16 protein-coding genes are annotated in these 21,305 nt (G+C 72.9%); 5 read left to right on the plus strand and 11 right to left on the minus strand.

The features are described from left to right. Positions 1-23: 23 nt before the first annotated feature. The gene (locus G5B56_RS15445; RefSeq protein WP_164963811.1) at positions 24-2,759 is read left to right on the plus strand and encodes a S8 family serine peptidase; all 2,736 of its coding nucleotides are present in this window, start codon (positions 24-26) and stop codon (positions 2,757-2,759) included. A gap of 30 nt (positions 2,760-2,789) precedes the next feature. Here G5B56_RS15445 and treZ read toward each other — a convergent pair whose 3' ends face one another. The 3 genes from treZ to G5B56_RS15460 form a co-directional block, all read right to left on the minus strand. Next, on the minus strand, positions 2,790-4,541 hold the full coding sequence (gene treZ, locus G5B56_RS15450; protein WP_164963812.1) for a malto-oligosyltrehalose trehalohydrolase: 1,752 nt from the start codon (positions 4,539-4,541) through the stop codon (positions 2,790-2,792). Between the two features lie 178 nt (positions 4,542-4,719). Continuing rightward, positions 4,720-6,213, minus strand: coding sequence for a 4-alpha-glucanotransferase (gene malQ / locus G5B56_RS15455; protein WP_164963813.1), 1,494 nt, complete (start codon positions 6,211-6,213; stop codon positions 4,720-4,722). Positions 6,214-6,224: 11 nt separating this feature from the next. Then, complete coding sequence (locus G5B56_RS15460; protein ID WP_164963814.1) at positions 6,225-7,865, minus strand: alpha-D-glucose phosphate-specific phosphoglucomutase; 1,641 nt, start codon at positions 7,863-7,865, stop codon at positions 6,225-6,227. 255 nt (positions 7,866-8,120) lie between these two features. On the opposite strand from G5B56_RS15460, the gene G5B56_RS15465 reads away from it, so the two are divergent. The 3 genes from G5B56_RS15465 (at position 8,121) to G5B56_RS15475 (ending at position 10,335) form a co-directional block, all read left to right on the plus strand. Then, a complete protein-coding gene (locus tag G5B56_RS15465) occupies positions 8,121-8,429 on the plus strand; it encodes a hypothetical protein (RefSeq protein WP_009856712.1) in 309 nt (102 codons plus the stop codon). 127 nt (positions 8,430-8,556) lie between these two features. After that, positions 8,557-9,921 (plus strand): dicarboxylate/amino acid:cation symporter, encoded by a 1,365-nt coding sequence (locus G5B56_RS15470; protein ID WP_164963815.1) that lies wholly within the window; start codon positions 8,557-8,559, stop codon positions 9,919-9,921. 42 nt (positions 9,922-9,963) lie between these two features. Beyond that, entirely contained in the window at positions 9,964-10,335 is a 372-nt protein-coding gene (locus G5B56_RS15475) for a hypothetical protein (protein WP_009856710.1), read from the plus strand. Positions 10,336-10,517: 182 nt separating this feature from the next. Here G5B56_RS15475 and G5B56_RS15480 read toward each other — a convergent pair whose 3' ends face one another. The 6 genes from G5B56_RS15480 to G5B56_RS15505 all read right to left on the minus strand — a co-directional run bounded on the left by G5B56_RS15480 (position 10,518) and on the right by G5B56_RS15505 (position 18,528). Next, entirely contained in the window at positions 10,518-12,587 is a 2,070-nt protein-coding gene (locus G5B56_RS15480) for a bifunctional diguanylate cyclase/phosphodiesterase (RefSeq protein WP_164963816.1), read from the minus strand. A gap of 186 nt (positions 12,588-12,773) precedes the next feature. Then, positions 12,774-15,308, minus strand: coding sequence for a diguanylate cyclase (locus G5B56_RS15485; RefSeq protein ID WP_164963817.1), 2,535 nt, complete (start codon positions 15,306-15,308; stop codon positions 12,774-12,776). Between the two features lie 25 nt (positions 15,309-15,333). Then, positions 15,334-15,552 carry a hypothetical protein gene (locus G5B56_RS15490; RefSeq protein WP_009858361.1) on the minus strand — a complete coding sequence of 73 codons (219 nt, stop codon included), beginning with the start codon at positions 15,550-15,552 and terminating at the stop codon, positions 15,334-15,336. A 203-nt stretch (positions 15,553-15,755) separates the two neighbouring features. After that, on the minus strand, positions 15,756-16,184 hold the full coding sequence (locus G5B56_RS15495; protein WP_009858362.1) for a PACE efflux transporter: 429 nt from the start codon (positions 16,182-16,184) through the stop codon (positions 15,756-15,758). A gap of 150 nt (positions 16,185-16,334) precedes the next feature. After that, positions 16,335-16,544 carry a hypothetical protein gene (locus tag G5B56_RS15500; protein ID WP_009858363.1) on the minus strand — a complete coding sequence of 70 codons (210 nt, stop codon included), beginning with the start codon at positions 16,542-16,544 and terminating at the stop codon, positions 16,335-16,337. Between the two features lie 73 nt (positions 16,545-16,617). Beyond that, entirely contained in the window at positions 16,618-18,528 is a 1,911-nt protein-coding gene (locus tag G5B56_RS15505) for a pyruvate kinase (protein ID WP_164963818.1), read from the minus strand. 94 nt (positions 18,529-18,622) lie between these two features. On the opposite strand from G5B56_RS15505, the gene G5B56_RS15510 reads away from it, so the two are divergent. Then, positions 18,623-19,786 (plus strand): glycosyltransferase, encoded by a 1,164-nt coding sequence (locus G5B56_RS15510; protein WP_164963819.1) that lies wholly within the window; start codon positions 18,623-18,625, stop codon positions 19,784-19,786. 6 nt (positions 19,787-19,792) lie between these two features. On the opposite strand, the gene G5B56_RS15515 is transcribed toward G5B56_RS15510, so the two are convergent. Together G5B56_RS15515 and G5B56_RS15520 are read right to left on the minus strand one after the other, a co-directional pair. Further along, positions 19,793-20,644 carry a UDP-2,3-diacylglucosamine diphosphatase gene (locus G5B56_RS15515; RefSeq protein ID WP_164963820.1) on the minus strand — a complete coding sequence of 284 codons (852 nt, stop codon included), beginning with the start codon at positions 20,642-20,644 and terminating at the stop codon, positions 19,793-19,795. A 43-nt stretch (positions 20,645-20,687) separates the two neighbouring features. Continuing rightward, positions 20,688-21,230, minus strand: coding sequence for a helix-turn-helix domain-containing protein (locus tag G5B56_RS15520; RefSeq protein ID WP_164963821.1), 543 nt, complete (start codon positions 21,228-21,230; stop codon positions 20,688-20,690). Positions 21,231-21,305: the final 75 nt, after the last annotated feature.

A 21,305-nucleotide genomic window follows, 5' to 3' on the forward strand; every position in this document is an offset into this window, starting at 1 on the left:
GTCCCGAACGTCACGAGCGGCCGATGCAGCGACCCGTCTCTCCCCGAACGATCATCCTGCGTGGCCTGGCCGTGGGCCTGCTGGCGGCATGCGCCGGTGGCGCCTGGGCCCAGGACGTCGGCCGCATCGTCGTGCGCTACAAGCCGGTGGTGCAGGCCGCTGGCGTGTCGCCCGAAGCGGTGGCCGCGACGATGTCCCAGCGTGCCAGCTCGATGGCCACGCGCGCCGGCGTGCGGCTGAAGACCTTGCGCACGACGGGCTCCAGCGCCGCGGTCTACGAGACCCGCGACGCCGTCGACGCACACGAGCTGCGCGCGATGGCGCTGCGCATGGCACGGGACCCGGCAGTGCTGTCGGCCGAGCCCGACGTGCGCGTCGCGGCGACGAGCAACGACACCTACTTCTCGATGCAGTGGGCGCTGGGCTCGCCTGCGGCCAAGGCCGGTGCCGGCAACTTCGTCGCCGCCTGGCCGTACACGACCGGCAACGACGTCGTCGTCGCGGTGCTCGACACCGGCATGACGGCGCATCCGGACCTGCAGAGCCGCCAGTTCGCCGGCTACGACTTCGTCTCCGACACCACGACCGGCGCCGACGGCGGCGGCCGCGACGCCGACCCCACCGACCCCGGCGACGCCTGCCCCAGCAGCGGCAGCGCGAGCAGCTGGCACGGCACCGCGGTGGCCTCGCAGATCGCGGCCATTGCCGACAACGGCTACGGCATCGCCGGCGCCGCGCCGGGTGCGCGCATCCAGCAGGTGCGTGTGCTCGGCCAGTGCGGCGGCTGGCTGTCCGACACCTCGGACGCGATCGCCTGGCTGGCCGGGCGCAGCTTTGCCGGCATCCCGGCACCGTCGGTGCGGCCCAAGGTCATCAACCTGAGCCTGGGTGGCGGCACCAGCTGCCCGAGCTACATGCAGGACGCGATCAACCTGGCCAACGCGGCCGGGATCGTCGTCATCGCCGCCGCCGGCAACGACGGCGCGGCGACGATCAACGCGCCGGCCAGCTGCAGCGGCGTCATCGCGGTGGCCGCGGCCACGGCCACCGGCGACCTGGCGAGCTACTCGAACTACTCGTCGCAGGTGGCGATCACCGCGCCGGGCGGCGGCCAGTGCCGCCAGGCCACCGCCGGCTGCGACACGACGCCGACGATCGCCTCGGGCGTCGATGGCAGCAGCAGCTTCGTCGGCTACACGCCGGCGCGCTACTTCGCCGGCACCTCGGCGGCGACGCCTCACGTCTCGGCCGCCGCGGCGCTGCTGCTGGCCTACACGCCGTCGCTGACGCCGGCGCAGGTGCGCTCGGCGCTGCTGTCGGGCGCGCGGCCGTTCCCGGCGGGCACCTTCTGCACCACCGCCGGCCGCTGCGGCGCCGGCCTGCTGGACGCCTCGGGCTCGCTGGCGACGCTGGCCGCGCCGCTGGTGACGATCACGCCGACGGCCGGCGTCACGACCGGCAGCAACGGCGTGCAGGCCGGCCTGGTGGCCCGTGGCGCGTCGGCGACGCTGAAAGCCGCGGTGCCGTCGGGCAGCGGCTACAGCTACGCCTGGCAGCAGGCCAGCGGGAGCGCGGCGACGATCGTCTCCGGCCGCACGGCCGACACGCTGGTCTTCACCGCGCCAGCTTCCGCCGGGCTGATCTCGTTCGCCGTGACCGCGACCTCGCCGTCGGGCGTGACGGCGCGCAACACCGTTTCGCTGCGCGTCAACAGCGCCCCCGACACGCTGCCGGCCTCGCTGCCCGAAGCGATGGCCGGCACCGCCTACTCGAAGCCGCTGCCGACGACCGACGGCGACGGCGACACGCTGAGCTTCGCGCTGGTCTCCGGCCCGAGCGGGCTGACGGTGTCCTCGGCCGGCGTCGTGACCTGGAGCGCGCCGGTGCTGGGCAGCCACTCGCTGACGGTCGCCGCGCGTGATCCCTTCGGCCAGACGAGCCAGCGCGCCATCTCGCTGACCGTCAAGGCCCAGCAGGTCGCGCTGCCGGTCGTGCCGGGCGGCACGTTCAGCGCCCGTGTCGGCACGGCCTTCAGCGCCGCCACCGGCGTCACCGGGCCGTCGGGCGTGGCGATCCGCTACACGCTCACCGGCCAGCCGGCGGGGCTGACGATCAGCAGCGCCGGCGTGCTGAGCTGGCCGGCCCCGGTGGCCGGCAGCTACGGCATCCGCGTCACGGCGACGAACGCCGGCGGCTCGGCCTCGGGCGTCTACGCGCTGACCGTCAAGCCGGCCAATCGCGCGCCAGTCGTCACGGCCAAGAGCTACACCGCCGTGGCCGGCACCCGATGGACCGGCCAGGTGACGGCCAGCGATGCCGACGGCGATGCGCTGCGCTACGAGCTGATCTCGGGCGTGCCGTCGGGCATGACCATCGGCAGCACCGGCCTGATGAGCTGGGCGGCGCCGGTCGCCGGCAGCTACAAGCTCGGCGTGCGTGCCACCGATCCGTCCGGTGCGTCCTCGGTGGCGACGATGACCCTCGTCGTCAGCAAGCCCAACAGCGCGCCGACGGTGGGCAGCCTCAGCATCACGACGACGGCCAACCTCGCCTTCTCCGTCCAGATGCTGGCGCGTGACCCCGACGGCGACGCGCTGAGCTTCGCGTTCAGCGGCAGCGTGCCGGCCGGCCTGACGCTGAGCGCGGACGGCCGCCTGAGCTGGGCCAAGCCGGTGCGCGGCAACTGGGCGGTGACGGTGCGCGTTGCCGATGCGCGCGGCGCGGCAACCACGACGACGGTGAAGATCGTCGTCAACTGATCGCGGCGTGCGGCGGCCGCCGTCCGGGGCTCAGGCGCCCGCGCGGAAGACGATCGCCGCATGGCCCGGCAGCCGGCCCGGCGTGCGTGTCGGCGCGCTGCACAGCACCTCGGTCCAGCCTTCGGGCACGGCGATGGCCTGCTCGTCGGGCCCGAGGTTCAGCCAGGTCAGCGTGCGCGGTGCGGCCAGGCGCACGAGCTTCGTCGCCGCGTCGCCGGCGACCTGCACGGCGCCGCGTTCGCGTGGGCCCAGGTCCCCGGCGCGCTTCAGGGCGATCAGCGTGCGGTAGCGCTCCAGCACGAAGCGGCCCTCGGGTGTCGCGGCGCGCTGCCAGCGCAGCTTGGCGGCGAGGAAGGTCGAACGCGCGTGCGGGTTGGGCGGGTCGAACCCCGGCACGAAGCCGTTCTCGGCACGGCGCCCGGCACGCACGCCGCGCACGACGCGGCGGTCGCCGAAGTCCTCGAAGAACAGGAAGGGCGCCGTCTCGCCCCATTCCTCGCCCATGAACAGCATCGGGACGAAAGGGCTGGCGAACATCGCCACTGCGGCCAGCAGCGCGCGCTCGGGGCCGACCAGCGCCGCCAGGCGTTCGCCGCCGGGGCGGTTGCCGACCTGATCATGGTTCTGCACGTGCACGACGTGTTCACGCGGCAGCGTCGACGCCGGGTCGCTGCCGGTGAAGTGGCGGCGAAAGCGGTCCAGCCGCGTGCCGTCGAGCACCCAGCCGCGCGCCAGCGCCGTGACCACGTCCTCGAAGCGGCCGAAGCTCGCGTAGTGGCGCCAGCGTTCGCCGGTCAGCCAGGCCACCAGCGCGTGGTTCAGGTCGTCGTTCCACTGCGCGTCGCAGCCCAGGCCGTCGGCGGCGGTGACGCGCGCGTTGTTGCGCAGGTGCTCGGCGATGGTCAGCACGGTGCGGCGCTGGCGCCGGCCGATCTCGCGCGCCAGCTCGCTCAGCTCGCGCACGATGGGCACCGGGCTGTTGTCGTGGATCTCCGAGGCCGCGTCCAGGCGCACGCCGTCGAAGCCGACGTCCTCGATCCAGAAACGCAGGTTCTCGGCGAAGTACTCGCGCACGCCGTAGGCGTACTCGCCGTCGAAGTTGATCGCCGCACCCCAGGGCGTGGCCGCGGCGCGCGTGTAGGGCGCGAACCGGCCGCTGTAGTTGCCTTCGGGCCCGAAGTGGTTGTAGACGACGTCCAGCAGCACCGCGATGCCCAGGGCGTGCGCCTGCTCGATGAACTGCCGCAGCTCGGCCCACGAGCCATAGGCCGCGTGCAGCGCGAACGGCTGCACGCCGTCGTAGCCCCAGTTGCGTTCGCCGGGGAAGGCCGCCAGCGGCATCAGCTCGACGACGTTGACGCCCAGGCCCGCCAGATGGCCCAGGCGCTGGGTGGCTGCCACCAGCGTGCCTTCGGGCGTGAACGTGCCGACGTGCAGCTCGTAGATCACCGCGTCCTCGATCTCGACGCCGCGCCAGCCGGGGCTGGCCGCCGGGGCGATGTCGACGACCTCGCTCGGCCCGTGCACGCCGTCCGGCTGACTGCGCGAAGCCGGGTCGGGCCAGGCGGCACCGTCGACCTCGACGCGGTAGCGCGTGCCGGCCGGCAGCGCCTCGGTGGCCGCGCTCCAGTAGCCCAGCGCGTCGCTGTGCAGCACCAGCGGCGCGCGGCCGTCGTCGAAGACGATGCGCAGCGCCAGCTTCTCCGGCGCGAAGACACGGAAGGCCGAACGGCCGTCGGCCAGCCGGTGGTGGCCCAGGCGGCCGAGCGGCGGGAATGTCATCGTGCGTCCTGCACTGGAACTTCTCGCCGCAGGCTGCACGCAGCGGCCAGCCCCTCGGGGACCGAGCGCCGCAGGCGCTCAGGGGGAGCGGCGTAGGCAAGCGTGCCGAACCCGATCCGGGTCGCCCGGTCGGGCTCGGAGCCCCCTCGGGGGGCGGCCGCCAGGCGGCCGGGGGCCGTCATAACCGGTCGTAGAGCTGGGCCATGCGGTGCAGCCTCGTTGCGGCTTCGGAGGGCACGTCGCTCCAGACGAAGCGCCAGCCCCAGTTGCCGCGGCCGGTGCCGGGGAAGTTCATCCGGTGGCGGCCGTCCAGGCCCATCACGTCCTGCATCGGGTAGATCGCGGTGTCGGCGATGCTGGCGCAGGCGCAGCGGATCAGGTCCCAGTGTGGCGTGCGGCCGTCGGTGGCCAGGTACTCGCGCAGGTGGTTGCGCGAGGCCTCGCTGGCGCTGGCGTACCAGCCGACGGTCGTGTCGTTGTCGTGCGTGCCGGTGTAGACGACGGTGTCGGGCTCGTAGCGGTGCGGCAGGAAACGGCGCTCGGCGTTGATGTCCTCGCCCCAGGCGAACTGCAGGATGCGCATGCCGGGGAAGGCGAAACGCTTGCGCAACGCGTCGACGTCGGGCGTGATGACACCCAGGTCCTCGGCGATGACCGGCAGCTCGCCCAGCGCCGCGGCGATGGCCTCGAACAGCGCCTCGCCCGGTGCCGGCACCCAGCGGCCGTTGACCGCCGTCGGCTCGCTGGCCGGGATCTCCCAGTAGGCCGCGAAGCCGCGGAAATGGTCGATGCGCAGCAGGTCGACGAGCTCGAAGCCGCGTTTGATGCGCTGGATCCACCAGGCGAAGCCTTCGGCAGCGTGCGCCTCCCAGCGGTACAGCGGGTTGCCCCAGCGCTGGCCGGTGGCCGAGAAGCCGTCGGGCGGCACGCCGGCGATGACGCTGGGCTCGCCGCGTTCATCGAGGATGAACAGCTCCGGCCGCGCCCAGACCTCGGCGCTGTGGTGGGCGATGAAGATCGGCGCGTCGCCGACGATCTGCACGCCGCGGGTGTGGGCGTAGGCGCGCAGCCGGCCCCACTGGCGGAAGAAGCGCCACTGGCAGAAGGTCCAGAAGTCCACGCGTTCGCCGTGCTGCTGGCGCGCCGCGGCCAGGGCCTTCTTCTCGCGCCGCGCCAGCGGCGCCGGCCACTCGGTCCAGCGGCCCGGGTGGGTTTCGGCCAGCGCCATGAACAGCGCGTAGTCGTCCAGCCAGTCGGCGTTGGCGGCCTTGAACTCGGCCAGGTCGGCGCGGTCGGCGGCGCTCGCCGAGGCGGCGAAACGGCCCGCTGCGCGCGCCAGCCGGTCCATTCGGAACGGCACGACGGCCTCGAAGTTCACCTGGTGCTCGTCAGCGCCGGGCGGCGGCGCCAGCTCGCCCGGCTCCAGCCAGCCGTGCTGCGCGAGGTCGTCGAGGTCGACGAGCAGCACGTTGCCGGCGAAGGCCGAGCTGCTCATGTACGGCGAATTGCCCGGGCCGATGCCGCCCAGCGGCAGGATCTGCCAGAGCTTCTGGCCGCCGACGGCCAGCCAGTCGACGAAGTGGTAGGCGCCGGCGCCGAAGTCGCCCGAGCCGTGCGGGCCGGGCAGGGAAGTGGGGTGCAGCAGCACGCCGCTGCGACGGGGAAAACGCATGGAGAGAGGTCTCAGGTGATGACGTCCGGCGCTTCGCGGCCGGTCCACGCCGGGATGCCCGCGATGTCGCGGGCCAGGGTGATCAGCGGCGCCAGCGCCGCCTGCGGATCGAGCCCGTGGCGTGCCGGGTCGGGCTCGTACTGTTCGATGTAGACGCGCAGCGTCGCGCCGCTGGTGCCGGTGCCCGACATCCGGTAGACGATGCGCGAGCCGTCGCCGAAACCGATGCGCAGGCCCTGGTGGCGCGAGACGCTGCCGTCGACCGGGTCGGTGTAGGCGAAGTCGTCGGCGAGCACGATGCGGCGGCCGGCGATCGTCAGCCCGGGCAGGCGCGGCAGGCGATCGGACAGCGCGTCGAGCAGGCCGTGCACGGCCTCGACCTCGACGTCCTCGTAGTCGTGGCGGGTGTAGTAGTGGCGGCCGTAGGTGGCCCAGTGCGCCTCGGCGATCTCGCGCACGCTCTGGCGACGCTTGGCGAGGATGCTCAGCCACAGCAGCACGGCCCAGACGCCGTCCTTCTCGCGCACGTGGTCGCTGCCGGTGCCGGCGCTCTCCTCGCCGCACAGCGTGATGCGGCCGGCGTCGAGCAGGTTGCCGAAGAACTTCCAGCCGGTGGGCGTCTCGTGGCAGGGGATGCCCAGCGCCTGGGCGACGCGGTCGACGGCGGCGCTGGTCGGCATCGAGCGCGCGACGCCGGCCAGGCCCTGGGCGTAGGCCGGTGCGCAGCGCGCGTTGGCCGCCAGCATCGCCAGCGAGTCCGACGGCGAGACGAAGATGCCGCGGCCGATGATCAGGTTGCGGTCGCCGTCGCCGTCGGAGGCGGCGCCGAGGTCGGGCGCGTCGGCGCCCATCATCTCGTCGTACAGCGCCTTGGCGTGCACGAGGTTGGGGTCGGGGTGGTGGCCGCCGAAGTCGGGCAGCGGCGTGCCGTGGATCACCGTGCCGGCCGGCGCGCCGAGTTCACGTTCGAAGATCGCGTGCGCGTACGGCCCGGTGACGGCGTGCATCGCGTCGAAGCGCAGCCGGAAGCCGCCGGCGAACAAGGCGCGCAGCGCGTCGAAGTCGAACAGGCGCTGCATCAGTGCCAGGTAGTCGGCCACCGGGTCGACGACCTCGACGGCCAGCGAACCCAGCGTGCGCGTGCCCGGGGTGTCGAGGTCGAGGTCGTCGGCGTCGACCGTCAGGTATTCGGTGATCGCCAGCGTGCGGGCGTGGATCGTGTCGGTGACGCGCTCGGGCGCCGGGCCGCCGTTGGCGGTGTTGAACTTGATGCCGAAGTCGCCGTCGGGCCCTCCGGGGTTGTGGCTGGCCGACAGGATCAGGCCGCCGAAAGCCTGGTGGGCGCGGATCACGCAGGACGCCGCCGGCGTCGACAGGATGCCGCCGGCACCGACGACGACGCGGGCGAAGCCGTTGGCCGCGGCCATGCGGATCACCGTCTGGATCGCCTCGCGGTTGTGGAAGCGGCCGTCGCCGCCGACGACCAGCGTCAGCCCGGCGAAGCCCGTGGGCGGGCGCACGGCGTCGAACACCGACTGCACGAAGTTCTCGACGTAGTGCGGGCGGGCGAATTCGGCGACCTTCTTGCGCAGGCCGCTGGTGCCGGGCTTCATGCCGGCGATCGGGGTCGTGGGGACGCGCGTGACGAACATGGCGGGCAGGGTGGACGTGGTGCGTGAGCGTAACGCGGCGCAGGCCATCCGCCGTGACAGCCCCCCGACGAACCCCGATCGGGAGGGGATGCGGTGCCGCTGCGGGGGCTTGCCGTCCCCCGTTGGTGCCGAGCGGCGACACGCCGCGCGGCTTGAGCACGAAGTGAAGGGCTTGTCGCCCGTTCTTGCACCGATCGCAGGCGGGCCTGCTGCGCCATCCTAACGGCCGATCTCCTGCCACCCGGCCCCGCCCCGATGACCGCACTTGCCGCCCGCCGTCTCTACGTCCTCGACCTCGCCCGCCGCCTCGGCGACATGGACTGCGGGGAGGCCTTGCTGCACCCGCTGGAGTACCGCGTGATCGCCCGCCGCCTGAAGCAGGCGCTGGCCGGGTTGCCCGAGGTGCTGCTGGTCGGAGTCGCGCCGGACGAACTGGCGGCGCTGATCCCGCTGCTCGAGGCGCGCCACTTCGACGAGCACGGCGTGCTGCGCGGCGAGCACGCCGAGTCCAGCCGCGCCGAAGCCCGCGCGCTGATGCGGCGCCTGGGCTGCCGCTGCCGCTGAGGCTTCCGGCCGGCGGCGTCCACCGCCCGCGCATTCGTTCGCAGGAACGTCGCATTCAGGGTTTCCACGATTCGGGAATGCCCTAATGCGACAATGACATTTCCGCGCGAGTTGTCGTTGCGGGGAGATGTCAGTGAATTCGAACAGCGCTAATCGACCCTTTTACCGTTCCCTGTACGTACAAGTACTTATTGCAATTGCCGTTGGCATCACATTAGGCCACTTCTGGCCGGAAACCGGTGCCGCGATGAAGCCGCTGGGCGACGGCTTCATCAAGCTGATCAAGATGATCATCGCGCCGATCATCTTCTGCACCGTCGTCGTCGGCATCGCCGGCATGGAAGACATGAAGCAGGTCGGCCGCACCGGTGGCCTGGCCCTGCTGTACTTCGAGATCGTCAGCTCGATCGCGCTGGTCATCGGCCTGGTCATCATCAACATCGTGCAGCCCGGCGTCGGCATGCACGTCGACCCGGCGACGCTGAACACCGCGGCCGTGGCGGCCTACACCGGCCCCGGCAAGATGGAGGGCACGGTCGACTTCCTGCTGCACGTGATCCCGACCACCGTCGTCGACGCCTTCGCCAAGGGCGAGATCCTGCAGGTGCTGTTCTTCTCGGTGCTGTTCGGCTTCGCGCTGCACCGTTTCGGCGGCCGCGGCTCGATGGTCTTCGAGTTCATCGAGAAGACCAGCCACGTGCTGTTCGGCATCGTCGGCATCATCATGAAGGTCGCGCCGATCGGCGCGTTCGGCGCGATGGCGTTCACGATCGGCAAGTACGGCATCGGCACGCTGGCCTCGCTGGGCGCGCTGATGGCCACCTTCTACGCCACCTGCCTGCTGTTCATCTTCGTCGTGCTCGGCGCCATCGCGCGCGCGCACGGCTTCTCGGTCTGGAAGTTCTGCCGCTACATCAAGGAAGAGCTGCTGATCGTGCTCGGCACCTCGTCGTCGGAGTCGGTGCTGCCGCGCATGATGGCCAAGCTGGAGAACCTGGGCGCGCGCAAGTCGGTCGTCGGCCTGGTGATCCCGACGGGCTACTCGTTCAACCTCGACGGCACCTCGATCTACCTGACGATGGCCGCGGTCTTCATCGCCCAGGCCACCGACACGCCGATGACGCTGACCCAGCAGCTGACGCTGCTGCTGGTGCTGCTGCTGACCTCCAAGGGCGCCGCCGGCGTCACCGGCAGCGGCTTCATCGTGCTCGCGGCCACGCTGTCGGCCGTCGGCCACGTGCCGGTCGCCGGGCTGGCGCTGATCCTGGGCATCGACCGTTTCATGTCCGAGGCGCGTGCGCTGACCAACCTGATCGGCAACGGCGTCGCGACGCTGGTCGTCGCCAAGTGGACCGGCGGCCTGGACGGCGAACGCATGCGCCGCCAGCTCGACGGCGAGACCGTGGCCCAGGCGCAGGAGCCCGAGGCCGTGCTCGACGCCGTCGACGAGCACATGGCCGTGCCGCCGTCGGCCCGTCCGGCGCAGCGCTGAGGCCCCGGGCCGGCGGCGCTACAGTGGTGCCGCCGGCCCGCCATGAAACGCCTTCACCGCCCCGCTGTCGCCGCCGCGCTCGCCGGCGCGGCCGGCTGCATGGCGGTCGGCGTGTCCGCGCAGACGCTGCTGACGCCGGGCTACCGCGTGACGATCGAGCCGCGCTGCCCGGAGGGCGAGGTCGCGTGCACCGAGGTCGGCTACCACGGTGTCAGCCGCCGCAGCGGGCTGGGCATCACGCTGGACGGCCGCGCGCTGCACACGCGCTGCGCCGACGGCGTCACGCCCTGCCGCTTCATCGGCTGGGAGTTCCGCAACGGCGACACCGTCTACCGCGTCTCCGAGTCCGGCGAGCTGCTGGTCACGCGCGGCGAGCGCGTGCTGGTGCACCAGCGCGGCCGCTGGCAGCCCTGAACGGCCGCCGCTGACACACGGCCGACACACGGGCCGCCCACAATGCCGGCATCGGCGTGCGAAACCGGTCGCGACACTGGGCGACTCACGGGAACCCGTCACCCGGCATGGCCGATGCCAACACCGACGCCTCGCCACATCCTGTGGCGGGGCGTTTTCACGTCGGTGCCGCTGGCGCCGGCTCAGGCCGCGCTGGCGTGCGCGACCCGGGGGCCGCAGCCCTCGTCGAGCAGGCGCTCGAAGTCTTCGCGCGGCAGCGGCCGCGAGAACAGATAGCCCTGCTGCAGCGTGCAGCCCCGCGCCTTCAGGAAGGCCGACTGCGCCGGCGTCTCCACGCCCTCGGCCACGACCTGCAGGCCGAGCTCCTTGCCCAGCGTGATGATCGCCACGGCCAGCGCCGCGTCGGGGCCGCCTTGCGCGACGTCGGTGACGAAGGCGCGGTCGATCTTCAGCTCGCTCATCGGCAGGCGCTTGAGGTGGCTCAGCGACGAGTAGCCGGTGCCGAAGTCGTCCAGCGAGAGCCCGAAGCCGCGCGCCTTCAGCTCGCCCAGCACCTCGATGGCCGCGTCCACGTCGTGCATCAGCATCGTCTCGGTGAGTTCCAGCACCAGGCTGGACGGGGCCAGACCGTGGGCGCGCGTCAGCTCGCCCAGGCGGCCGGGCAGCCGGCGGTCGGCGAGGCTGCTGGCCGGCAGGTTGACCGACAGCGGCAGCGGCCGGCGGCCGGCATCGGCCCAGCGGCGCAGGCTGCTGCACGCGGCCTGCAGCACCTGCTCGGTCAGCGCCAGGATCAGCCCGATCTCCTCGGCCAGCGGGATGAAGCGCCCCGGCTCGACGAGGCCGCGTCCGGGGTGCTGCCAGCGCACCAGGGCCTCGGCGCCGACGATGCGCCCGCTGCGCACGTCGACCTTGGGCTGGTAGTGCAGCACGAACTGGCCGGCCTCCAGGGCCTGGCGCAGCTCGGCTTCCAGCAGCGCCCGCGCGCGCGAGCGGGCGTTGAGCTCGGCGTCGAAGAACGCGTGCTGCGCACCGCCGGCCGCCCGTGCCGCGCGGGCCGCCAGCTCGGCGCAGCGCATCAGGCCGGCCACGTCCTGCGCGTCGCCTGGAAACATCGCGATGCCGACGCTGGCCGACAGCAGCAGCGGCTGCGCCGGCGGCGCGCCGTCGACCTCGATGGCCTGGCCGATCACCGCCTGCAGCCGCTGCGCCACCGCCGAGGCGCGCTGCTGGCTGTCCAGATCGGTGACGAGCACCGAGAAGGCGTTGTCACCCAGGCGCGCCACGACGCCGGACTCGTCGCCTGCCGTGCCGACGGCGGCGAGGTCGCCGCCGCGGATCGTCGTGCGCACGCGCTGGGCGACGACGTTCAGCACCGCGTCGCCCTGGCCTCGGCCGTAGACGTCGGTGACGCTGCCGAAGCGGTCGATCTGGGCGTGCAGCACGGCGCAGCCGGTGCCGGTGCGGCGCGCGCGCTCCAGCGCCGCGACGGCCAGCTCCCCGAACAGGCGGCGGTTGGGCAGGCCGGTGATCTCGTCGTAGTGCGCCAGCAGCTGGGCCCGCAGCTCGGCGGCGGCGCGCGAGTCGTCGAGCGCGGCGCGTGCCATGAACTCGCGCCGCAGCACGTACTCGCGCCACCAGCCGATGCCAGCGGCCAGCACGAAGACCGTCAGCACGTGGTAGGTGCCGTACGCCGCCTCGGGCGCCGGCAGGCCGGCGTGCTGCCACAGCGCGTACTCGAAGGCCGCCAGGATCAGCAGGCCCGAGACCAGCGCGTGGCGGAACTGCACGCCCAGCACGACGAAGCAATAGAACTGCAGGAAGGTGAAGTTGAGCACCCCGACCCAGGACGTCAGCCCGGCGCCGCCTTCGGCGTCCAGCCGCACCAGTATCAGGAACAGGCACAGCGCCGCGGTGACGATGAAGCCGGCCATCACCGGCTGCCAGTGGCGGCGCCAGCGCGGCTGCAGCGAGTAGCCGAGCCCGGCCAGCAGCACCGGCACGGCCAGTGTCAGGCGCAGCAGGTTGGCGCCGCCGCCGTGGTGCACGACGAGGTCGACGAGGTAGTCGCCGATGACCAGCACCAGCCCCAGCACCAGGCTGGCCTGGGCGAAGCGGAAGTAATAGGCGACGTAGTGGCGCACGAAGCGCTGCTCGAAGACCGGATCGGCGAAACGCAGCAGCAGCCGCAGCGGCAGGGCATGGGCCCGGCCGCTGGCCGTGCCGGCGCCGGGCGGGGCATCGGGGGCGTTCATCGGTTGGGTGCGGGGCGGCGCAGAAAAGGGGCCCGGCGCGGCACCCTCGGCGCCCGGCGACCCCGGATCATCCTGTGCGGCACGCCGCTCGGCACGGCGCGGCGCCGCGCGCGCCGCGGGGCGCAGTGACTTCTGCACGGGATCGGCCGGCCGGGCGGCACGGCCGCGGCGGCCGGCGCCGCGTGCTCAGCAGGCCTCGGTGGGGCTGTCCGCGGTTGCGCGCGGCTCGGACGTCATGACGGCCGGGGCCGGTTCGAGCGGGCCCAGCGGCGGGATCACCAGCGTCGTGTACTCGGCATACCGCGCGTCGGGCAGGTCGCGCAAGGCCAGGCGCTCGATGCGCGGCTGCTCGATCGGCAGCCACGCCGCCTCGTACAGGATGACCTCGTGCTCCGGCGGATACCAGCGCAGCAGCCGGTCCACCAGCGCCTTCAGCCCGTCGCGCTCGGCGTGGAAACGCGTGCAGCTCAGGTCGCCGGCCAGGGCCACCTGCCACAGCAGCACCAGGCCGGCGCTGTCGAGCTGGCGGTCGTAGACCATCAGATGGGTGGCCTCCATCGACTGCACGCCACGCCGGCCCGGGTCCAGCCCGAGGTCCGCGTACAGGCAGGCCTCGGCCGAGATGCCCGGCTCCATGCGCGCCGGGATGCCTTCAGCACGCGCCTGGCGCACCACGCGATGCGGCACGTCGGCGAACACGCCCGGGTGGCCGTAGAACACCGCGCAGACGCGCCGGCCGGCACGAACCTCGGCCATGATCCGGTCGTCGATCTCGCGGTAGGTCTCGCGCCGGTCCTTGCCGGGGGCGTAGTGCACGCCGAGGTTGATCGCGTCCGGACGGAAACTGCAGATCATCGCCAGCGCGACCGGATTCACCAGGCAGAACACGACCTCGGCCTCGCGGATCTCGGACAGGCAGCGCTCGCTGGCGTGGCGGCCGAAATCGATGCCGCTGCCCACCACCACCAGGCCGGCCTGCCGGCTCTTGGGGGGCTCGTCGCCGCCGGCACGCACGATGCGGTTGCGCCCGCTGTGCTTGGCGCGATACAGGGCTTGGTCGGCCTCGTGCACCAGCTGCTCCAAGGTCTCGATGCCCTCGCCGGCTTCGCAGACGCCGGAGCTGATGCTGAAGTGCACGGTCTTGCCGAACACCTCGATCGGCTCGATGCGCTCGCGCAGCTGCCGCAGCAGCGCCTCGGCCTGCGCCGCGTCGTCCTTCAGCAGGATCGTGAACTCGTCGCCGCCGCTGCGCCCGGCGATGCCGCGCGCGCCCACCACCTCGGCGATCCACCCGCCCAGCGAACGCAGCGCCGCGTCGCCGGCGGCGTGCCCGAAGTGGTCGTTGACGCCCTTGAAGCGGTCGACGTCGGCGACTATCGCGGTGAACGGCTGCCCGCGTCGGCGTGCCGCGGCGAACGCCGCCTCGCCGAGCTTGCGCACCTGCTGGTAGTTGTAGAGGCCGGTCAGGCCGTCGTGCTCGGACTGCCAGCGGTAGCGCCGGCGCTCGACGAACGCACGCCGCAGCAGCAGCGTCAGCAGCATCGCGACCAGCGCCAGCCCGCCGACGCCGACCCACAGCAGCCACTGCCGGCGCTGCGCGGCGGTGACCTGCAGCGCGGCCACTTGCTTCTCGGCTTCCAGCAGCGCGATCTGCTGCTCCTTCAGGCGGGTGTCGAACTGCACCTGCAGGAAGGCCACCCGGCGCTGGCGTGCATCGCTCTCGGCTTTCGCGGTCGCCTCGCTGGCCTGCTTGTAGTGCGCCAGCGCGCCGGCGGGGTCGCCGCGCTTCTCGGCCAGCAGCGCCAAGTGGTGTTCGGTTTCGGCAATCGCGTTCTGGTGCTTCAGGCCGCGGTAGTGGCGCAGGGTGTCGGTCAGCAGCCGTTCGGCGCGCTCGAGGTCGCGGCCCGCCCCGACCAGGCTGCCGGCGAGCATCACCCGCGCGGTCCACTCGCCGACGGTGAAGCCGGCACTGCCGAACTCCGCCAGCGCCTGCTCGGCCCATGCCGCGGCCTCGACGTGGCGTCCCTGTGCCGCGGCCATCTTCGCGATGCCGTACTTGGCATTGGCGGTGAAGATCCTGTCGCCCGCGAGCTTGCAGGCCTCGATCTGGCGCCGGCGCCAGCGTTCGGCCTCGCGATAGCGGTGCCGATGGTCCTCGGACATCGCGACGTCGCTCAGCGCGACGCATCGGGCGCGTTGATCGGTGCCCTTTTCGACCAGGTTCAGCGCGCGCATCGCGAGCTCGTGCGCCCGCTCGGGCTCCCCGACCAGCGTGTGCAGGTAGCTGGCGACGCCCAGCAGGCTGGCGGACTCTTGCGGCGCCTCGCTCAGATGGGAGAGCGCCTCGTCGAGCCATGTGAAGGCCTGCGTCCACTCCTCGACGTTCGCTGCCGCGCTGATCGCGGTGGCGTACGCTCGTGCGCGCAGCGGCGGGGGCAGCGGCTCCTTCAGCAGTGCGTTGAAGCCGTTGATCGCAAGGCGCTCGTCGCCCGACACCACCAGCATGCGCAGGCGCACGAACTCCACCCGCTGGCGCTGTTCCGGGCTCAGCGCCGGAAGCTGCGGCGACAACGCCTGGATCTTCGCGTTGGTGTCGCGCCAGTCGGCGGCAACGCCCAGGCGCTCGATCTCGGCCACCTGCGGCTCCAGCGCTCCGTTGGCAAACGCCGGCAGGCCCGCGAGCGCGAGCCAAAGCGCTGCGGCGGACCGGCAGCGGCGCATGGAGGTGCTCGACGCTCGCGTCAGGCTACTGGTCGTAGGCGCGTACGGTGTGGTTGATGGTGTACTGCCCATCTTTCAGCCCGGTGAGACGCTTGATCGCCTCGTAGTCCTTCGCCAGCAGCGCCGCGCCTTCCTCCGCCGACAGGCCGAAACGGCGGATCACCGCTTGCGGGTCCTTTTCGTATTCGCTGTTCAGCGCGGCATCACTTCCGAGTTTTCGCATCAGGTCAAGCAGCTTCGACATGTCGTTCTTCTCTCTGGGTGATTGGGCGCTGTCGGCACTGGGTCGCCGGAAGGGTGCGCCATCTGTTGCAAACGCACACAAAACGAACCCTCAGTATAGGGGGCGAGGTCCTGCCGGCCTGTGACACGCGTCGCGCTGCGGCCACCTTGTCAGTCGACGGGGAGGGACGAGGGGCCGGCTCGGGTGGTCATGGCGGCGGCGCCTCAGGCCGCGCCGCCGGCCGAGCGCGGCAGCCCGAACACCCGGTCGAAGGCCCAGGTGAACACGATCGCGTAGACGAAGAAGAAGGCCAGCAGCACCATCTCGGCCAGCAGCGCGGCGAGCAGCGTCGTCTGCAGCCACCAGGCGGCCAGCGGCACCAGCAGGATCGCCAGGCCGCCCTCGAAGCCGATGCCGTGCACCAGCCGGCGCCGGGCCGAGCGGCCCTTGACCGCCTGGCGCGCCTCCCAGGCCTCGAACAGCCCGTTGAAGACGTAGTTCCAGCCCAGCGCGATGGCCGACATCAGCAGCGCCAGCGCCAGCGACTCGCCCACCGGCTGGTCGAAGCCCCAGCTCAGCGCCGGCCCGACGAAGGACACGGCGCCGATTTCGTACAGGATCGCCTGGACCACGCGGCGGGTGGTGGGCGACATCGTTGCAGACCAGTTCATACGCACTCCATGCGTGTCGGGGCCGTCCCCTGCGAACCGGTTCAGCGAGGTCGTCCTGCTGCCGCACCCGCGACACGCGGATGCGGCCGCGACTCTAGCGCAAGGCCGCTTCGCCGGCCTGGCGGTGCGGCCTCAGATCAGCCGCTGCACGACCTGGCCGGTGTGGTCGGCGATGTACAGCCGCGCGGCCTGCGTGCGTTCGGCGACGAAGGCCGCGTGCCGGCGCACGTAGGCCAGGTCGGCGTGGTAGGCGGCGTGGATCTTCTGCAGCCGGCCGTCGGCGCCGCGGACGACCTCGACGACGCGATACAGGACGTGGCTGTTGTGTTGAAGCGGGCCCATCGATGCTCGGCCGTCGGCCGGGATGAGGGCCGGCCCGCCGCGGGCTGCGATTGTCCGGCGCGAGCGCCGGCGGTCATTTGACCTGCACCATCCGCGGCCGCTTCTGCGGCGCCACCGCCGGTGCGCCCCAGGACTTCAGCGCGCGCAGCAGCGGCCGCTTCTTGTCCTGGTGGGCCTGCATGCGGCGCAGGATGTCGTCGAGCGTGCGGATCGCGTCGACGACGTGCGGGCCCTTGTTGAGCATCACGCATTCGGCGCGGCCGGCCATCGCCGCGTCGGTGATCTCGGCGCGGCTGGGCTGGCCGGTCTTGGCCAGGCCCTCGAGCACCTGCGTGGCCCAGACCACCGGCAGGTGCGCGGCCTCGCAGGCCCAGAGGATCTCCTCCTGCACCTCGGCCAGGCGTTCGAAGCCGCACTCCACCGCCAGATCGCCGCGCGCGATCATCACGCCGGCCGCCGGGCCGGCCATTGCCGCCAGCAGGATCTCGGGCAGGGCCTCGAAGCCGCGCCGCGTCTCCAGCTTCAGCATCAGCGCCGGGGACGGGCCGGGCAGGGCGGCGAGCGCGGCGCGCAGCGCCTGCACGTCGGCGGCCGACTGCGTGAACGACAGGCCGACGAGGTCGGCGTGCGCGGCCACCGTCGGCAGGTCGGCGAGGTCCTGCGCCGTCAGCGCCGGCAGGTCGAGCTCGGTGTCGGGCAGGTTGATGCCCTTGTCGGCACCGAGCTTCTGGCCGCCGTCGCGGGCGTGGGTGATCTCGACTTCCACCTTGCGCGTGCCGCTGCGGCGCACGACGCCGCCCAGATGGCCGTCGTCGAACCAGACGCGGTCGCCCTTGCGCACCTGGGCCAGCGCCTGCGGCAGCGTGCAGCCGATGGCCGGCGGCGTGGCGCCGGGGTCGGCCGGGTGGCCGTCGCGCTCGGGCTGCAGCACGAGCCGCGTGCCGCGCTGCAGCCACAGCGCCCCGGGCTCGCGCGGCAGCGCCTGCAGCCGGGCGCCGTGCGTGTCGCCGGCACGCCGGATGTCGGTCGTGTCGGCGAGCCACAGGCTGCGGCGGCATTCCAGCAGCACGCCGGCTGCGGCTCGTTCGGCGACCCGCAGGCGGCGCGGGCGGCCGCGCGTGTCGACGAGCTCGACGCGGTCGCCGACGTCCAGCGTTTCCAGCCAGTCGCGCTCGACGGCCAGCGTCAGCGCGGCGCCGGGCAGCTCGGCGCCGTCACCGGCAGCGCGCAGGCCCAGGCGCGCCGGCTGGACGACACGGCCGAGCGCGTCGCGTTCGGGTTTCAGGTGCACCACCGCCGGCCCGGCGCGCAGCGCGCCGGTACGCAGCTTCGGGCCGCCCAGGTCCATCAGCACACGCACCGGCCGGCCGCAGCGCCGGGCGTGGTGGCGCACGCGCGCGGCCATCGCGACCCAGGCCGCGGCGTCGTCGTGGGCGCAATTGATGCGCGCGATGTCCATGCCGGCGGCCACCAGCGCGGCCACCAGCGCGTCGTCGTGGGCCGCCTCGCCGGGCAGCGTGACCATGATGCGGGCGCTGCGTTCGGCCGGTGCGGCGCCCAGCAGCGCCTCGGTGTGCCGGGCCAGCAGCCGCGCGCCTTCGCTGAGCCCGGTGGGCTCGGGCCGGACGGGCAGGCGCCCTTCGTGGCCGACGAGCCGGTGCAGGATGCCCAGCACCTGGTCCAGGTTGGCCAGCACATGGGTTTCGGCGCGGCCCAGCGAGGACAGGCCGATCGCCGCCAGCCGCTGCTGCACGCGGCGCAGGTCGTAGCGGCGCAGCGCCAGGTAGTGCGCGAGGTTGGCGGCGCTGGCACGGTAGGCCGGGTCGACGGCGGCCAGCTGCGGCGCCAGCCGGGCCTCGTGTTCGAGCATCGACTCGCGCAGCACCTGCAGCTCGGCGATCAGGGCCTCGCAGGCCGGATGGTCCCAGGGGCCGGAGGCGGCGGCTTCGCGGGTGGTGGCGTTGGCGTCGGTGGTACGGTCCATCGGTCGGTGTTCTCCCCGTGGCCACTCTGCGCCCGCCGCGTGGCGCTTTCGTGACCGTCACCGCCGCGTCACGCCGCGGCCCCAGCATGCGGCCATGACGACGATCGACCTCGTCTACTTCAACGCCGGCGGCGGCCACCGGGCCGCGGTGCAGGCGCTGCAGGAGACGGCCCAGGAACAGGGCCGGCCGTGGACGCTGCGCCCGGTCAACCTGGTGCGCGTGCTGGACCCGGGCGCGAGCTTCCAGCGCCTGACCGGCTTCGAGCCCGAGGACTACTACAACCTGCGCCTGCGCCGCGGCTGGACCGCCGGGCTGGCGCACGAGCTCAAGCTGCTGCAGGGCCTGATCCGGCTGGCCCACCGGCCGATGCTCGCCGCGCTGCGCCGCCACTGGCTGGCCAGCCGGCCCGACCTGGTGGTCTCGGTGGTGCCGAACTTCAACCGGGTGCTCGCCGAGTCGGTGCAGGCGACCTGCAGCGGCCTGCCGTTCGTCACCGTGATGACCGATCTGGCCGACCACCCGCCGCGCTTCTGGATCGAGCCGCGGGTCCAGCAGCACCTGGTCTGCGGCACGCCGCGCGCGGCCGAGCAGGCGCGCGCCGCCGGCGTGCCGGCGTCGCGGCTGCACCACGTCTCGGGCATGGTGCTGCGGCCGGCCTTCCACCACCCGCAGGCGCTGGACCGGCGCGCCGAACGTGCCGCGCTCGGGCTGGTCCCCGATCGCCCGGTGGCCGCGGTGATGTTCGGCGGCCATGGCTCGCGCCAGATGCTGAAGATCGCGCGCGCGCTGGGCGACGTGCAGCTGGTGCTGCTGTGCGGCCACAACAGCGCGCTGCAGGCCGAGCTGGCGGCGCTGCGCCGCGCGGCGCCGCATGTCGCGCTGGGTTTCACGCAGAACGTGCCGCGTGTGCTGCAGCTGGCCGACGTCTTCGTCGGCAAGCCGGGGCCGGGTTCGATCAGCGAGGCGGTGCAGCTCGGCCTGCCGGTGCTGACCTTCGAGAACGCGTCGACGCTGCCGCAGGAACGCTACAACGTGCAGTGGCTGCGCGAGCTGGGCCTGGGGCTGGCGGTGGGCTCGCTGCGCGAGCTGCCCGGCGCGATGGCCGAGCTGCTGCAGCGCCTGCCGCAGTACCAGGCGCGTGTGCGCTGGGTGGACAACCGCGGTGCCGCCGAGGTGCTGCAGGTCTTCGACGAATTGCTGCGCTCGCGCCGCGCGCCGGCGGCCGCCGCCGCCATCGCCGAGGCGCTGCCCGCCTGAGCAGCGTCAGGCGACCGGCTCGGCCTCGGGCAGGGTCTCGGCGGGCGCCGGCAGCGCCGTCAGCTGCAGGCGCTTGCCGCCGCGCACGATCTCCAGCCGGCCGTCGGCGTGTTCGACCAGCGCCGTCAGGCTCTCGACCCAGTCGCCGTCGTTGCAATAGAGCACGCCGTCGATCGTGCGGATCTCGGCGTGGTGGATGTGGCCGCAGACGACGCCGTGCGCGCCGCGCCGGCGCGCCTCGTGCGCGAGCACGGTCTCGAAGTCGTCGATGTAGCTGACCGCGCGCTTGACCTTGTGCTTCAGGTAGCCCGACAGGCTCCAGTACGGCAGGCCGAAGTGCTCGCGGGCGCGGTTGAACCAGCGGTTCAGTTCCAGCGCCAGCGTGTAGGCGGCGTCGCCGACGTGGGCCAGCCAGCGCGCGTGCTGCACGATGCCGTCGAACAGGTCGCCGTGGGTGACCCACAGCACGCGGCCGTCGGCGGTCTCGTGCAGGCAGTCCTCGACGACCTCGACGCCGCCGAAGCTCAGCTCGACGTAACGGCGCGCGAAACCGTCGTGGTTGCCGGGCACGAAGACCACGCGTGTGCCCTTGCGCGCCTTGCGCAGGATCTTCTGCACGACGTCGTTGTGGGCCTGCGGCCAGTACCAGCTGCGCTTCAACTGCCAGCCGTCGACGATGTCGCCGACGAGGTACAGCGTCTCGCACTCCAGGTCACGCAGGAAGGCGAGCAGCGCCTGCGCCTGGCAGCCGGGCGTGCCGAGGTGGATGTCGGAGATCCAGGCCGTGCGCACCCGCAGTGGCACGCCGTCCGCGGCGCCGTCTCGGGCGTCGGGCGGGGAGGGGGGCGCCGTCTGCATGGACCGGCATCGTCGCCGGCCGGCGTGACGCCGTGGTGACGGCTCAGAGCGGGCGGCCCAGGCGCTTCTCGATCTGACGGCGCTCCCATTCCGGGCCGAGGAAACGAGACGGGCCCCAGACGCCTGCGGCCTGAACCACCAGACCGATGCCCCAGCCCAGCGCCGGCCACACGACCCAGAGATAACCCGGCGTCGTCAGCAGGTTGATCGCCAGCAGCATCAGCATCACCCCGGCGTAGCTCGCCAGCTGGCCGTAGAACGCGCGCAGGCGGCGCACGTGGCGCAGCGCCAGGCGTTCCTCGGCGCTGAGGCGGGCGGCGTCGGCCGACGCGGTGGTGGCGGGCGGGGCGGCGGGCGGGGGCAGGGTTTCGGCGGCCATCGCGGTCTCCGGTTCGGGCGCCGGCGCGTCGGCCGGCATCAGCACTGAAAAGTCGATCTCGAAGACCGACGCCAGCGATTTCAGGGTTTCCGCGCTGGCCGGCTGGCCGCGCTCGATGCGCTGGATGGTGCGCACGCTCAGGCCGCTCAGCTCGGCGAGCTGCTGCTGCGACCAGCCGCGTTGGATCCTCAGTTTCTGAACCAGCATCGTGTGTCCCTGCAATCGACGGCTTCAGCTTGCCCGTCCCGGCGGCGGCGCGCGACGTCAGCGCCACGACAGACG

This window comes from Rubrivivax sp. JA1026, from assembly GCF_011065555.1.
Taxonomy (GTDB): domain Bacteria; phylum Pseudomonadota; class Gammaproteobacteria; order Burkholderiales; family Burkholderiaceae_C; genus Rubrivivax; species Rubrivivax benzoatilyticus.

Coding starts and splice junctions, on each gene's coding strand:
- G5B56_RS15445 (WP_164963811.1), top strand. CDS start 24: ATGCAGCGACCCGTCTCTCCCCGAACGATCATCCTGCGTGGCCTGGCC.
- treZ (WP_164963812.1), bottom strand. CDS start 4,541: ATGACATTCCCGCCGCTCGGCCGCCTGGGCCACCACCGGCTGGCCGAC.
- malQ (WP_164963813.1), bottom strand. CDS start 6,213: ATGCGTTTTCCCCGTCGCAGCGGCGTGCTGCTGCACCCCACTTCCCTG.
- G5B56_RS15460 (WP_164963814.1), bottom strand. CDS start 7,865: ATGTTCGTCACGCGCGTCCCCACGACCCCGATCGCCGGCATGAAGCCC.
- G5B56_RS15465 (WP_009856712.1), top strand. CDS start 8,121: ATGACCGCACTTGCCGCCCGCCGTCTCTACGTCCTCGACCTCGCCCGC.
- G5B56_RS15470 (WP_164963815.1), top strand. CDS start 8,557: ATGTCAGTGAATTCGAACAGCGCTAATCGACCCTTTTACCGTTCCCTG.
- G5B56_RS15475 (WP_009856710.1), top strand. CDS start 9,964: ATGAAACGCCTTCACCGCCCCGCTGTCGCCGCCGCGCTCGCCGGCGCG.
- G5B56_RS15480 (WP_164963816.1), bottom strand. CDS start 12,587: ATGAACGCCCCCGATGCCCCGCCCGGCGCCGGCACGGCCAGCGGCCGG.
- G5B56_RS15485 (WP_164963817.1), bottom strand. CDS start 15,308: ATGCGCCGCTGCCGGTCCGCCGCAGCGCTTTGGCTCGCGCTCGCGGGC.
- G5B56_RS15490 (WP_009858361.1), bottom strand. CDS start 15,552: ATGTCGAAGCTGCTTGACCTGATGCGAAAACTCGGAAGTGATGCCGCG.
- G5B56_RS15495 (WP_009858362.1), bottom strand. CDS start 16,184: ATGTCGCCCACCACCCGCCGCGTGGTCCAGGCGATCCTGTACGAAATC.
- G5B56_RS15500 (WP_009858363.1), bottom strand. CDS start 16,544: ATGGGCCCGCTTCAACACAACAGCCACGTCCTGTATCGCGTCGTCGAG.
- G5B56_RS15505 (WP_164963818.1), bottom strand. CDS start 18,528: ATGGACCGTACCACCGACGCCAACGCCACCACCCGCGAAGCCGCCGCC.
- G5B56_RS15510 (WP_164963819.1), top strand. CDS start 18,623: ATGACGACGATCGACCTCGTCTACTTCAACGCCGGCGGCGGCCACCGG.
- G5B56_RS15515 (WP_164963820.1), bottom strand. CDS start 20,644: ATGCAGACGGCGCCCCCCTCCCCGCCCGACGCCCGAGACGGCGCCGCG.
- G5B56_RS15520 (WP_164963821.1), bottom strand. CDS start 21,230: ATGCTGGTTCAGAAACTGAGGATCCAACGCGGCTGGTCGCAGCAGCAG.